This is a genomic window from Mesomycoplasma ovipneumoniae, assembly GCF_033343935.1.
Lineage (GTDB): Bacteria > Bacillota_I > Bacilli_A > Mycoplasmatales > Metamycoplasmataceae > Mesomycoplasma > Mesomycoplasma ovipneumoniae_G.
The window spans coordinates 22,909-38,293 of record NZ_JAWPGQ010000009.1; the positions used below are offsets into that span (position 1 = coordinate 22,909).

Sequence of the window (15,385 nt, forward strand, 5' to 3'; positions counted from 1 at the left end):
TTATTTAAAAAGCTTGCTGTTCATAATTTATTAATTTTAACTTCAAAAAAGGAGTAACATATGAAAAAATTTGATGTTGCAGTAATTGGTGGTGGCCCAGGTGGATACTCTTTGGCAGTTATTTTAGCTAATAACGGCAAAAATGTCGCACTTTTTGAATCAAATGTCTTAGGCGGAACTTGTGTAAATAGGGGCTGCATTCCAACTAAAACAATTTTAAAGTCTGCAAAAATAAGACAATTAATGTCCAATTCTGACAAATACGGTTTTGAATCTAGTCACACATTTAATTTAGAAAAAATCTTTGAAAATGCCCGTAATAACAGTAAAAAATTGCAACAAGCAATCAAAGGTGCCCTAGATGGTGCGGGCGTTTCTGTTTTTAACCAAGAAGCAAAATTAGTTTCTAAAAACATAATTAAAGCTGAAATCAGCGAAATTTATGCCGATAAAATAGTTCTTGCAACTGGAAGTAGACCAAGAAAAATACAAATTGAAGGCATTGAAAACGCAAATGTTTATACTTCTGATGATTTAATTTTAGATTATCACGATTTTGATGAATTAACAATAATTGGTGGCGGAGTTATTGCCCTTGAGTTTGCTAGTTTTTATGCCAACTTTGACAAAAAAATAACAATAATCGAATCAAATAATCAATTATTTGGTAATTTTGACGAATCAATAAGAGATGCTGTCAATTCAATTATCCAAAGAGATAAAATAAATGTCATAACAAATGCAAAAGTTTTAAAATACGAAACTGATGGTCTGCTTATTCAACAAGGCGAAAATATTTCTAAACATAAAACCGGAAATATTTTACTTGCAGTTGGTAGAACTGTTAATAATGATTCATTTTCTGAGTTAAATCTAGAAAAATATGACAATGGCGTTTTAAAAGTAAACGAATTTTTCCAAACTTCTGAAGAAAATATTTATGCAATTGGCGATTTAAACGCAATTATGATGTTATCAACAAGCGCATATAAACATGGAGATGTTGTTGCAAAACATATTTTGCACCAAAAATCTGATGAAAAATTTGTAAAATCTAATATTCCGTTTGCAATTTATACAAATCCAGATATTTCATTTGTTGGAAAAAGTGAAAAAGAGCTAGAAAGTGCAAAAATCGAATTTGAATCAGCGCAAGTTTTTGCAAGAAATTTGCCAAGAGCCCACGCTAACTTAGATTTTGAAATTGGTTTTGTTAAAATTAATTACGAAAAACACACTTACAAAATTCTATCAGCAACTATTTTTCTTGAAGATTCAGCGACATTGATTAACCAAATAGCATTAGCAATAAGCAAAAATATGACAATTTTTGACCTTCAAACTTCAGCTTTTACCCACCCTACACTTGCTGAATCCGTTTATTATATTTCTAGAAATATCGCTTTTAGTAAAAAATCCTAATAATTACTGTTTTTTAGACTAAAATTTTAGTTAAAATTTTAGGAAATTAGTTTCTTTTTTTCCTTAAACTGGTTAATTCTAAAACCATTGTTTCTTATTGAAATTAATTGTACTTAAGTTTTCTTTAAATTAAAAAGATCCAGCAAACTAAAGTAAATTAGCATATTCCCGAGTTTCCCAGTTTGATGAAATAATCTTGAAAAGTGTCCGGTTTTTGGGCACTTTTTTAACTTTTTTGACAAAAGTTAATTACAATTTTAAAACACTGGCAAAAATCAATTTATGGACAGAATAACAAAAACCATAAAAAATATAACTACTATTTAAACTCAATGTAAATAGAAAACTCATTTTTATTTACATTGAGCCTAAAAAAATATGTGAAGTTTTGAAAGAGCCATAATTAAAAGCCTTAAATTTATAGATTTCTAAACGGTTAAATTTAAGGCATTGCATCATATTTAAAAATATGACGGAAAATTCGCGTTTTCTAATTTTTTAGCCAAAGAACATAAGTAATTCCCCCTTAATTCAATACAAATTTTATTAATTTATTCTTAGTGAGAATTATTATAACATAATTTTTTCCTAGACCAAGCTTTTTTTACAAAAGGTTGATTTTAGAATAATAAAAATTAAAATTTTAGCGTCAAAAAACACGGATTTACCGGTATTTTTGCATTTTTATGTCACTAAAAAGCGAATTTTTGTCATCAAACTGTCAAACTCAGGATCCAGCAAACTAAAGTAAATTAGCATATTAATTTGCGAAGATAAAGTTTTTTAATAAATAATAAAATATCCAAGCTAATTTTAAATTAATTTTTTTGCTGCAATTTTGATCAAAATTGCCTTAAATTTACAGAAAAAATATCAATCTCACAAATTCAAAGTGGGTTTTTTCTACTAATTTAGATTTTTTAGTTTTTTATTTTTATTTTTTTTTAGTATAATTTTTAACTTATTAAACTCAAATCGAAAGGAAACAGTATGAAATTCAAAAATGTTCAAAACTATCCCGTTAGAAAAAGATTAAAACTTATATCATTAGGTTTATTACCAATAGCTACTGCAGTAACGTTTGTTGCATGTGTTTCTCAAGACTCGGCAAAACTGCAAACATTTAAGTATTTAGCCATTGGTGATTCTGTTACCGCCGGATTTAATCAAGAAACTTATCGCGATTTTCAAGGTAAGCTTAACTCGCAAGGGGCGGGCGTAAGTGGCCTTTCGTATCCTTCCTTTTTTGCGCACTATTTGCAAAAGTTAAACAAAGATTCGCTGGTTTCATATGATAATTTGGCCTTTTCTGGTGCAACAGTAAAAAATTGACTTAATTTAATTAATCCTACAAAATACCCAACTGGAAAAGTCGCTGATAATCCTTTTGTCCCTAAAAATAACGATCAAAATACAAAATTTAATGATTTATCTACCGTTTTTGGCAATTTTAATAAATCAAGTTACCCTGAACTAACTCAGAAAATTAAAAACGCTAATCTTTTGACAATGACTCTTGGCGCTAATGATATTTTCTTAGTTGCAACCAAATTTGGCTCCCTTTTGTCTCCTGAAACATCCGGAATTAAAGAAGAATTAGATAAAATTACAGTAGAATCAGCTCCAGCAACAACTCAAGAAACAGCTCCTGCTGATGGAAAGAAAACTCCTAAGAAAAAAGAAGATTTAAAGCCAAAAATAGCCAAATATATAAAAAATGAAATTTCAACCAAAATAACAGAATTTAAAGCAGATTTAGAAAAGCTTTTAAATGAATTAAAGGCAATTAATCCTAATTTACATATAAATTTACTTCCATACAAATTGCCAAACTCACTTTTAGTGCAAGTTTTAAGTAACCTTTTTGCTAATGATTTTGGTTTAGAAAAAGATTATTTCCAAAAAGTTACAACCGAAATTAATACTGCAATTCGCGAAACAGCCCAAAAAGCTAGTGTAAATTATGTTGATCCATTTGATGCAGAAATTTGAAATGATTCTGATACAAAATTGGGAGCAACCCAATTTGACATTCACCCTCAAGTTAAAGGTTATAAAAAAATAGCTGAGCAATTATTGCTAAAATTAGCAGCGGATCAATCTCAAGCTGGTGCTGTTGTTGATAGTATTAAAAAATCTACAAAATTCACTGATAATGCTTCAGGAAATTTAACATATAAACATGTTCTTGACCTCTCAAGTGTTGCAAAAACTAATGAAGAATTGTTGAAGAAAATAAATGATAATAAATCCGAAAATGATTTTATTGACGAAGAGTCTGAATTTGAAAAAACCCAAAATTCAGTAATCAAGGGCGATAAAAGAGATTTAGCTGATTCAATGTTATCAGTTTTGAGCTCAAATATTTTTGGAAAATTAGATTTTAAAGACTTAGTTAAAAAAACACGAAACTTTATCGCTACTACTGTTGTTAGATTTATCCCTGAATCAGCATCAGAACAATCTCTTGCAGAAATTTTAAAATCACTTGAAGAATTAGCTAAGCCTTATCTAAATGACCCAAAAACTGACATAATTAAGGTTGCGCTTAATAAAGTAATAGAAGATCTAGAAAAAAAACTAAAAGATCCTAAAAACCACTCAAAAATCACAGTCCCTTCAATAATCAATACCATTATTAATACCTTTGTTGAAAATGTTGACCTTGGAAGAATTTTAACGGATTTACCGAAGTTAACAGGTAGACAATCTTCATCATCCACTTCAACTCCATCAACTTCTTCAAGAACCTCAACCTCAACCCCTTCGACTTCAACTTCATCAGCTTCAACCTCTAGTTCTTAATCAGACCCCTAAAACACGTTATTAATAATTAATATTTAAAAAACATGATGTTTTTTAATGTCATGTTACTAAATAGAAAATAAAAATGCAGCACATAGTAAAATAATATTATTGTTGCATTTTTTTTATTTTCAATTTAGGAAATAATTTATTAAATTTGGTTTTTCCACGAGTTCTCCAGTTTGATGAGATAATCTTAAAAAAGTGTCCTGGTTTAGGTTTTGGGTGCTTTTTCAACTTTTTTGGCAAAAGTTAATTACCTATTTTAAACACTGACAAAAATCAATTTATGGATAAAATAACCAAAATCATAAAAAAATACAACTACTATTTAAACTCAATGTAAATAGAAAACTCGTTTTTACTTACATTGAGCCTAAAAAAATATGTGAAGTTTTGAAAGAACAATAACTAAAAGCCCTAAATTTATATAGATTTCTAAACGGTTAAATTTAAAGCATTCCATCATATCTAAAAATATAATGGAAAATTCGCATTTTCTGATTTTTTTATGGCAAAAACTTATCTTATCCTGCGTAATTCAATATCAAAATTTATTAATTATTCTTAATGATGCACATTATAACATAATTTTTTCTTAGACCAAGCATTTTTTTTGCAAAAGTTAATTTTAAAATAATAAAAATTAAGATTTTAGTCAAAAAAACCCGGATTTACGGGTATTTTTGCATATTTGTATTCACTAAAAAGTGAATTTTTGCCATCAAACTTTGAAACTCAGTATTTAAGAAATATTTTATCAAATTTGGGTTTTTTTAACAAAAATTACGAAAATATTTCATATTTACATTTTTGACCAAAATTTTGAAACTTTCTTGAAAATTTATTGTATGATGATTAATATAGTAAATTTAATTTTTTGAAAGGAGAAGTTTTGGTTAAAACAAAATTTTTTAGTAAATTTAAAGATTTTACTTGATCACAAATTTTTGCTTTAATAATATTAGCAGCTGCTGATGTTTTTGTTATTGCTGCTCCTTATTATTTAAAAAATATTGTGCCTAACTTGCACACATATTTAGGAATTCGTGAAGATCAAGTAGCTTCTTTGACAGCCATTATTGGCTGAGTTACACTTGCAACTCAACTACCGGGTGGATTTTTATCTAATAGGATTAGTTCGCGTTGACTCTTATTTATTGCTGTTTTATCAACAGGAATTATTACATTTTGATTTGGTATAACCATTAAAAATGCTCAACAATTAGGTGAAGAAAGTGCTTTGACTCAATATAAAATTATTTGAGGTCTTTGAGGAATCACATCAACCCTAATCTTTTGAACCCCACTTTGAAAACTAGTTTCACAGCAAACCGACAAAAAAAATCAAGGTCTTGCTTATGGAATTCAAGGTAGTGCAAATGGTGTAATTGGATTTTTCCTAGTTTTTGTTATTGGTTTAATTATTACTTCAGTTTATTATCCAGACAATCAAAATACTAATGAAATCAATAGCACACCTTTTGCTGCTTATACTTTTACAATTGGTAGTTTTTTAGTAATTACTTCATTTTTGGTTCTCTTTTTTGTCAAAGAGAAAAAAATTGAACGTTATACTAACAAAATTAGTCTAGAATCTATCAAGAAAAATATTATCCAAATTTATGTCTCACTTAAAAATTGAAAACTATGAATGCTTTCAATTTTTGTAATGGGAATGTATACTTTCCAATCAGTTTTTGCCTATTACTTAGTTCAAGTGTTAAATAATGTCTTTTTAGCACCTACAATTTTAGTTACAATTCTTGGCGGAATTAGAACTTATGGACTTCGAGGTTTAATTAGCTCTTATGTTGGTTACTATGCTGACAAATTTAGAAGCTACATTCTCATTTTAGTTTTAACAGCAGTGACAGGAATTTTTGTTATTTTAACTATTTTACTTCTTACTTTAGCTGGAATTCAAGAACCTGGAACTCCACTATTTATCTTCTTTATAATATTGGCAACAATTTTATTCTTAATAGCAGGTTCTCTATCATGAGTAATGGTAACTCTTAGATTTACTCAAGTTGCTGAAATTGAAATTGGTAAAAATAACTATGCAAGTTCAGTGGGAATTCTTTCATTTATTGCGTTTTCGCCAGATGCTTGGTTCTATGAATTGTCAGGATATGTTGGGAAAATCTATACAATTGAAGGACAAACAAATACTTCGCCTTTAGGTTACCAATTAATTTTAACAATCGCATTAGGTGTTGCCTTATTTGGAACAATTTGTGGATTCATAGTCTTTTTGCACAATCGAGCCGAACTTAAAAAGCTAGGTAAAACAAATTATCGCTGAAGGGAATTAGATAATGCCTAAAAAACAATTGTTAATAGCGCATCGTGGTTACTCAGGAATCGCACCCGAAAATACCAAACTAGCTTTTGATTTAGCATATGAATTTAATTTTGATGGAATTGAATTAGATGTTCATTTAACTAAAGATAATAGAATAGTTATCATTCATGATGAGGATGCTAAAAGAACAGCTGGTGTTGAAAAAATAATTGCAAATAGCACTTTATCTGAATTGTATAATGATGATCATAGTTTACATTTTCAACTTGAGACTCGCAAACAAACCATTTTAACACTTGAAGACTTTTTAGATCTTTATCTTGATAAGTTTGAAGTAATTAATGTTGAAATTAAAACTGATCAAACTGAATACATTGGAATTGAAAAAATTATTGATGATTTATCAATTAGATATGGAAAAGATTTTTTTGACAAAATAATTTTTTCATCTTTTAATTTTTCTACACTTGAACGTATGTTTAAATTAAACTCTAAATATCGCCTTGGTTTTTTATTTTGAACTAAAACTCAACTAACAGGTGTAAGCGAAAAAGAAATTAAACAAATTTGCAAGTACCTCCATCCTTGAGTGGATTTATATGATGAAGAACCAGCAATGATTGAAGCTTTTGGCCTACCACTAAACTTATGAACTCTCAAATCAAAAGCGCGCTACCAAAAATATTTAAATAATAAACATGTATATAGTCAAATAAGTAATTACAAATATACTAAGGATATTAAGTAAAATTCTAGTCAAAAAAATTTCGAGTTTCCCAATTTGATGAGATAATCTTAAAAAGTGTCCGGGTTTTGGGCACTTTTTAACTTCATTAGCAAAAGTTAATTACCTATTTTTTTATTAATTTATTAAAATAAAAATCATACGTACTTCGAATACTTAGATCACTAGGAACGCCATCAAACTGCCAAACTCAGGAAAAATAACTATTAAAGCAAAAACACCGAATTTTAAATCTAACACTCATGAATACAAAATCTACTTATTAATTAAATAAAGCAAACTAAAAAAAGCTATAATTTCAACTCAAAAAGCAAAATTATAAAATATTTAAACTACCTTTTTTAGTTAAAACACTGACAAAAATCATAAAAAAAACAACTACTATTTAAGCTCAATGCAAATAGAAAACTCGTTTTTATTTAAACTGAGCCTAAAAAAATATATGAAGTTTTGAAAGAACAATAACTAAAAGCCCTAAATTTATAGATTTCTAAACGGTTAAATTTAAGGCATTCCATTATATTTAAAAATATAATGGATAATTCGCATTTTCTGATTTTTGTATAGCAAAAACATTCTTAAGTCCCCCTAATTCAATAATAAAATTTATTAATTTATTCTTAGTGATAGTTATTATAACATAATTTTATTTTAAACCAAACATTTTTTTTTTTTTTTGCAAAAGGTTGATTTTAGAATTATAAAAATTAAGATTTTAGCACCAAAAAACACGGATTTACCGGTATTTTTGCGTATTTATATTCACTAAAAAGTAAATTTTTGCTATCAAACTGTCAAATTCAGGTAAAGATATTAACTAAAAATTCAAGTAAAAAAAATCATCTCCCTAAAAACGGAGATGATTTTTCCTAAACAAAAAATAATTTATTCTTTTTAAATCCAGTAACTAGACTTAACCGGAAATTTTTTTGTCAATTCCTGAACTTTTAGCTTAATTTCTTCAATTTCACTAAGATTTAAATTTTTCTTTTTTAGAACAAAATCAATAATTTCAGCAAGAATAGCAAATTCTTTTTCCTTAAAACCGCGAGAAGTCATTGCTGGAGTGCCAAAACGAATTCCTGAAGTTACAAAAGGACTTAGACTGTCATTTGGAATTGTATTTTTATTTGTAATAATATTTACTGATTCAAGTAAAATTTGTGCTTGTTTGCCTGTTAGATCATAGGTTTTTTTCACATCAACAATAAAAAGGTGATTTTGGGTTTTTCCTGAGACAATTCTTGCACCTTTTTTTGCAAATTCATTTGCAAAAAAAGCGGCATTTTTAACGATTTGCTGACAATAATCTTTAAATCAAGGCTGCAGTGCTTCATTAAATGCAACAGCTTTTGCGGCAATTGTATTAAAAAGTGGACCACCTTGAATTCCAGGGAAGACAATTTTGTCAATTTTATTTGCAATTTCTTCAATATTTGTTAGAATCAAACCACCTCTAGGTCCGCGCAGAGTTTTTTGGGTTGTTGATGTTATTACATGCGCAATTCCAACTGGCGAAGGATGGACGCCGGCGGCAATAAGGCCGGCAATATGAGCAATGTCAGCCAGCAAATAGGCTCCGACTTTGTCGGCAATTTGTCGAAAACGACCAAAGTCAATCAAACCTGAATAAGCTGAATAGCCACAAATTATTAAATTTGGTCTTGTATCAACAGCTATTTTTTCAATCTCATCATAATCAAGAGTTTCATTTTTGTCAAGAAAATAGCTAATTCCGGTGTAAAAAATTCCGGAAAAATTAACTTTATATCCGTGAGTTAAATGGCCCCCTGAGCTTAAATCAAGGCCAAGAATTTTGTCTCCAGGTTTTAAAAGTGCGGCAAAAACGGCTGAATTTGCACTTGAGCCTGAATAGGGTTGGACATTTGCAAATTTTGTCCCAAAAAGTTGCTTTGCTCGTTCAATTGCAATTAATTCAATTTTGTCAATAAACTCACAACCACCATAATAGCGTTTTCCAGGATAACCTTCGCCATATTTATTGCTCAAACTTGTTCCATTTGCGCTTAGAACATCTTGAGAAGCATAATTTTCGCTGGCAATTAGCTCAATTTGGTTGTTTTGTCTTTGACTTTCTAAATTAATTAGCTCAGAAATTTGTTGATCTTTAATATTAATTTTCTTGTACATTTCTCAAAAACATGAAAATTATACTATAAAAATAAGGAATATTCGAAAAACAGCCAACATTTTGCAAAAAATTTTTTTTGCATTTGCTAAGCAAAACATGGTATAATTTTAAATTTACTAGAAGGGGAAGTCATGAAAATACGTAGTTTTTTTGCTAGGTTGTTTTCGCTTAATAGTTGAAAGCGTTTTTTTCTTGCTTTTTTAACATTTTCTTTTCTTGGAAGTGGTGTTTTTCTCGTTTCAAATTACTATATTTCTCAGAACATTAATCGCTCAATTGAATATGGCGGTGGAGCTGAGGTTTTAGTTCAAGTTAAAACTTTGGACGGAAAAATTCCATCTTCAAAAGTTGTTCAGGAGGCAGATTCGGCTATTTTCCAGCGTCTAACCGGCGGGGCTAATTTGAATGGTACCAACGTTTTTACCGAAGGTGAAGGACGAATAAGAATTTCACGTAATAAAATCTCTAATAACCGTGAATTAGAGCAATTTATTGAAGAAATAGTCAATAAACCAACCTTAACAATTACAGATGTTAACACAAATCCCCTCTTTTTTGATGGTAAATTTGAAACAAACCTTAGTCTTGAAAACGGCGATGAGTCAAATTGGTTAGTTCCATTTGCTCCAGGTTCTGCCCTTTCACAGCCAAATCCCCAAAATCCATCAAGTAATCAAGTATTAATCGAATTAAAAGACAACAATGCTCAATTAGAGTGAACTAAAGCCACTGAACATATTTCGAAATTGCCCCGTGGTCAAAACAGAATTTTAATTTGGTCTAATATTTCTGAACTTAAAAAAATAGCCCAAGAAAAATTCCCGCTTCAGTGGGAAAGGGCTAATAAAAATATATATAATTTTTTACACGTTGGTGAAAAAACTACCCCTGATTTTTTGCCAGACCGAAAAATTTTACAACCTTCACTTAAAAAATTCCAAATTGATGCAAAAAGATATTTAATTTCCGATGCAACAGTTAGTCAAGCATTAAATGGAAAATCCTTTGTAATTACAGGTAATTTTTCTCCTCAAGAAGCAAAACAATTAGCACTTGATATTAATTATGGGACTGCTGATTATAAATTAGATTTTTTGTCAGCTTCATTTGTTAGCAAAACCAAGTCTGAGTCAGCCTTTATTGCTGGATGAATTGCAATTGGTCTAGCAATTGCGATAATTTCGCTATTTTTGATTGTAAATTACGGTGTTTTAGGAATTGTTGCAACAATTTCACTTTCACTTTATGTCTTTTTGACATTACTTTTTTTCACGATTGTTCGAGGCGAATATTCTCCAATAACCATTTCAGCGCTTGTTGTTGGAATTGGGATGAATATTGACGCAAATGTCATTAGTTTTGAACTATTTAAGTCGAGAATTTATGCCGGTAATTCGGCCATAAAAGCAAACTCCCAAGCTAATCGAACATCCTTTAATGCAATTATTGACTCAAATGTTACAACACTGATAGCCGCACTTGTTTTGTTCTTTTTTGGAACAAAAAATGTAAAAAGTTTCTCAATTACTCTTATTTTTTCAATTGTCTTTACACTAATAGTTACAATTGGATTTACAAAATTTTTCACAAGTTTTATTCTTAAAGCTGATTATTTCCAAAAAAGTAACAGATTTTGACTTTTAGGTATAAAAAATTATTACTTGAAAAAATATGAACGGGGTTACCAATCAGTTTATTCAAGAATTAATTATGAAAAAATTTATAAATATTCTAGATGAACTCCGCTTGTTTTGTTTGTGGGTTCGCTAGTGGTTTTTGCAACTTTTGCCGGAATTTATAAGTCTTTTGGTTCAGGCTTTAATTTAGCTATTGACTTTAGTGGTGGTACAAACTTGCTAATTGAAACCTCAAATTCAAGTTTTGACTTGATAAATCAAGAAAAAGCTAATAAAATAATTGATTTTTTAAATTCACATAATATTAATAGTACAAATTCGCAAATAATTTTAAATCCTCTAAATGAGTCATCTTCTATTTTTAATATTGAAGTTAAAACCCAACTAGACTTAGCTTCCAGACTTTCGACCCTTAATTCAGAAATTCAAAGCAATTTCTCAAATATTCGAATGACAAATTATTCAATTTCAAATGAAGAAGCACAAAAATTAATTTTTAATGCAATACTTTCAGTTGGCTTAGCACTTGTTTTTGTAAGTATTTTTACACTGATTAGATTTAAATGAACTTTTTCATTTGCAATTATTCTTTCCCAATTATTTAATGTTTTAATGGTATTTTCTGCGATTATTATCACTCGAATTCAAATATCTCAAAATTTGGTTGTTGCAATTTTAACTCTAATTGGTTATACTGTAAACGATACAATTGTTGTCTTTGACCGTATTAAAACCAAATTTAGCGAAACAAATCACGTTGATGTTTATAAAAGTGAAAAAATTAACCAAATTTCATTAGAGGCAATTAAAGACACAGCTAAAAGATCTATTTTTACATCGCTAACAACAATTTTTACAATCATAGTTTTAATGATTTTTTATGAATCAATTGATGTAGTCTTCAGCTTAACAATGCTTATAGGTGTTATAATCGGAACATATTCTTCATTATTTGTCGCAACTAGAATATGAAATAAATTAGAAGCATATCGAAACTATAAAAAACAAAAAAGAATTAACGCTAAATACTGAAATATCCAAAAAGTTCATGAACAAACATTTGCAAGCATTAATGACTATGAAAAATAAGTAACCAAAAATTAAAATAATTACTAAAAAATATCTATTTTAATTTTTGGTTTTTATTTTGTAAAATTTTCTATGGTTCAAAATTAAAGGTTAAAAATGAAATCATTCTTAAATTCAAGTCCTAAGGGTACTTATGATATTGTTGAGCAAGAAAGTGAAATATTCCTAAAAATCCGTAATATTTTTTTCCAATATGCTGGAAAATTTAATTTCTCATATATTGAAACACCAATTTTTGAATATGCAGAAATTTTCGAAAAAACTAGTCAAGATTCAGATATAGTAACTAAAGAACTCTATAAATTTTTAGATAAATCAGATCGACAATTAGCTTTAAGACCCGAGGGAACTGCACCGATCATGCGGGCAATTTGGCAGCACAAATTACACCAAATTGAAAAAAAATTTTTTTATTTTGGTCCCATGTTTCGCTATGAAAAACCACAAAAAGGACGTTTTCGTCAGTTTTATCAAGCCGGATTTGAAATTACTAACTATAAACCAGAGTCATTTTTTTTACAAGTTTTAGAAGTTATTCTTTTAGTTATTAAAATTCTTGAAAATCTTAAAATTCAAAACTACCAACTTAAAATTAATTACCTTTCAAATTCACAAACAAGACAAGAATATTCTAAAGCTTTAAGTCAATATTTTGAAAAATATATCGATAAACTCGAGCCTATCTCTAAATTGCGCATTAAAAATAATCCTTTGAGAATTCTTGATGACAAGATAGAATCTTCTAAAGATTTTGTTAAATCAGCCCCAAAAATAAGTGACTTTTGATCAACAGAGGATAAGAAAAATTTCAATTCAATAATTTCAATTTTTGAAAAATTTAAAATTAATTACGTGATTGACTACTCATTAGTTCGAGGGCTTGATTATTATGATGAATTTGTTTTTGAATTTATTGATAATGGCAAAATTTTAGGTTCAAAATTAACATTCGCTGGTGGAGGTTGTTATAATAATTTACCACAAAAATTTGGGATGTCTAATTTTAAAAGTATCGGGGTTGCCTTTGGAATTGAGCGTCTAATAGAAATTTTTAAATCTAATTCCCCTACTAAATTAACAAATTTAGATTTTTATTTAATCGGCTTTAGTAAAGATGAAATTCTTAAAAATTTTCAACTTGCAATTTTACTCCGCGAGCAAAATTTTCGAGTTGATTTAAATAAATCGCCTCTATCAATTAAAGATGGATTTCAAAAAGCAAAAAAATCAGGCGCAAAATTTGCTTTTTTCTTTGAAAAAGACGAACAACCTGGTCAGATATCAATCAAAAATCTGAAAACATCTATTAATAAAGCAATTTCACTTTTAAATATTGATTTTACATTTTTAAGAACAATTATAGACGGAGAAACTCATGTATAATTCAAAAAATTTATCCAAAGAACAAATTGGAAATATAGTTTCAATTCAAGGCTGAGTCCAAAATATTCGTAAAATTAAAAGTAAAACCTTTGTGGTAATCCGTGATTATCAGGGAATTTTTCAAGTAATTATTGATGAAAATACCAAAAAAGTCGACAAATACTCAAAAGAATCTGTTGTGCGTGTTGAAGGTATTTTATCGCTAAGAAGCAATCCAAATACAAAAATTCATAACGGTGATCTTGAAATAAATGCAATAAATTTTGAAACACTTTCATTTTCTCAGCCAATTCCGTTTGAAATTCATAATGAGGCTCACGCCAATGAAGATTTACGTTTGGAATACCGATTTTTAGATTTACGCCGTGAAGTAATGCAGAAAAATTTGACTTTTCGTTATAAAGTTTTTCACTATATTCGTTCTTTCCTTTTTGAAAATAATTTTATTGAAATTGAAACTCCGATTTTGTCAAAATCAACACCCGAAGGAGCAAGATCTTTTTTAGTTCCTACTCGACAAAAAGGAAAATTTTTTTCCTTACCGCAGTCACCTCAAATTTATAAGCAACTTTTAATGGTTTCTGGATTTGAAAAATACTTCCAATTTGCGCGCGTCTTTCGTGATGAGGATCTAAGAAAGGACCGCCAATTTGAATTTTGTCAACTAGATTTAGAATTTGGCTTTAGTAATTTTGAGCAAATCTCCAGTCAAATTGAAAATCTTATAAAATATTTGTGAGAAAAAATTTACTCTAACTCAAACATTGAATTTCCGCGGCTTGACTATGATTTTGTAATTGACAAATATGGAACCGACAAACCTGACTTGCGATTTGAAAATAAATTATTTTCCCTTGATTTTCTTGATGCTCAAGATCCACTTTTCCAAGGTAAAACGCGTGGAATTTTTCTTGAAAATGTTTTAATTTCAAAAGCAGATTATCGAATTTTTTCTGAAAAAATAAGACAACATAATGCAAACAGACTTTTATATGTTCATATTGAATCTGGAAAAATTTCGTATTTTTCTTTTAAAACTGATGAATCTGCCTTGAAATCTAAGCTTGAAAGTTGACTATTAGACAACAATTATCAAAACGGAACTTTATTTTTAATTTCTGATAATTATCAAGAAACATCATTAGCTCTTGGGGCTTTACGGAATTTATTAGCACAAAAATACGACCTTATTATCAATAAAAATGAATTTAAATTTGCTTGAATTATTAACTGACCACTTTTTGAACTTGATTCAAATCAGCAAATAACTTCGGCTCACCACCCTTTTACAGCGCCTGTTGTTGAAAATATTGAATTTTTAGATACTGACCCTATAAAAGTTCGCGCTCAGTCTTATGATCTTGTGCTTAATGGTTTTGAACTTGGTTCTGGTTCAATAAGAATTAATAATTCTGAATTACAAAGTAAAATTTTTAGAATTTTAGGTCTTAATCAAGATCAGATTAACCTTCAATTTGGCAGTCTTTTAAAAGCTTTTAATTTTGGAGTCCCACCTCATGGAGGCTTTGCTTTCGGTCTTGACCGTCTAATTATGATTTTATTACAAACTAACTCAATTCGTGATGTTATTGCTTTTCCAGTAAATTCAAAAGGTTTGGACTTATTGCTAAATTCGCCTTCATCAATAAATCCTGAGTCATTATCTGAATACAATATCAAAATTAGCGACACAGATAAAGAATAATTTCCAAAAAGTTGATAAATTTTGGAAGAAAAAACAGAAATTAGCATATTAATTTAAGCAAAAACACTGACAAAATCAATTTATGGATAAAATAACAAAAATCATAAAAAAATACAACTACTATTTAAACTCAATGCAA

Annotated in this window: 8 protein-coding genes; 7 read left to right on the forward strand and 1 reads right to left on the reverse strand. The window is 28.8% G+C overall.

Translation table 4 applies throughout. The annotated features are described in order from the left end of the window. Positions 1-60 precede the first annotated feature (60 nt). The 4 genes from R7X45_RS02775 (at position 61) to R7X45_RS02790 (ending at position 7,283) form a co-directional block, all read left to right on the forward strand. A complete protein-coding gene (locus R7X45_RS02775; protein WP_318055826.1) occupies positions 61-1,422 on the forward strand; it encodes a dihydrolipoyl dehydrogenase in 1,362 nt (453 codons plus the stop codon). Between the two features lie 990 nt (positions 1,423-2,412). Continuing rightward, a complete protein-coding gene (locus R7X45_RS02780) occupies positions 2,413-4,227 on the forward strand; it encodes an SGNH/GDSL hydrolase family protein (protein WP_313359305.1) in 1,815 nt (604 codons plus the stop codon). 895 nt (positions 4,228-5,122) lie between these two features. Next, positions 5,123-6,556 carry an MFS transporter gene (locus R7X45_RS02785; protein WP_313359306.1) on the forward strand — a complete coding sequence of 478 codons (1,434 nt, stop codon included), beginning with the start codon at positions 5,123-5,125 and terminating at the stop codon, positions 6,554-6,556. Further along, positions 6,549-7,283, forward strand: a complete 735-nt coding sequence (locus R7X45_RS02790) for a glycerophosphodiester phosphodiesterase family protein (RefSeq protein ID WP_318055827.1) — start codon at positions 6,549-6,551, stop codon at positions 7,281-7,283. Before R7X45_RS02785 ends, R7X45_RS02790 begins: the two co-directional genes overlap by 8 nt. Positions 7,284-8,174: 891 nt before the next feature. Here the strand turns inward: R7X45_RS02790 and glyA are convergent. Further along, positions 8,175-9,431 (reverse strand): serine hydroxymethyltransferase, encoded by a 1,257-nt coding sequence (gene glyA, locus R7X45_RS02795; RefSeq protein ID WP_318055828.1) that lies wholly within the window; start codon positions 9,429-9,431, stop codon positions 8,175-8,177. A 132-nt stretch (positions 9,432-9,563) separates the two neighbouring features. Between glyA and secDF the strand changes: the two genes are divergently transcribed. The 3 genes from secDF (at position 9,564) to aspS (ending at position 15,246) form a co-directional block, all read left to right on the forward strand. Beyond that, a complete protein-coding gene (secDF, locus tag R7X45_RS02800; RefSeq protein ID WP_313359309.1) occupies positions 9,564-12,158 on the forward strand; it encodes a protein translocase subunit SecDF in 2,595 nt (864 codons plus the stop codon). Positions 12,159-12,254: 96 nt separating this feature from the next. Beyond that, positions 12,255-13,541: a histidine--tRNA ligase gene (hisS, locus tag R7X45_RS02805; protein ID WP_313359310.1), complete on the forward strand. Its 1,287-nt coding sequence runs from the start codon at positions 12,255-12,257 to the stop codon at positions 13,539-13,541. Next, on the forward strand, positions 13,534-15,246 hold the full coding sequence (gene aspS / locus R7X45_RS02810) for an aspartate--tRNA ligase (RefSeq protein ID WP_313359311.1): 1,713 nt from the start codon (positions 13,534-13,536) through the stop codon (positions 15,244-15,246). The genes hisS and aspS overlap by 8 nt, the downstream gene beginning before the upstream one ends. Positions 15,247-15,385: the final 139 nt, after the last annotated feature.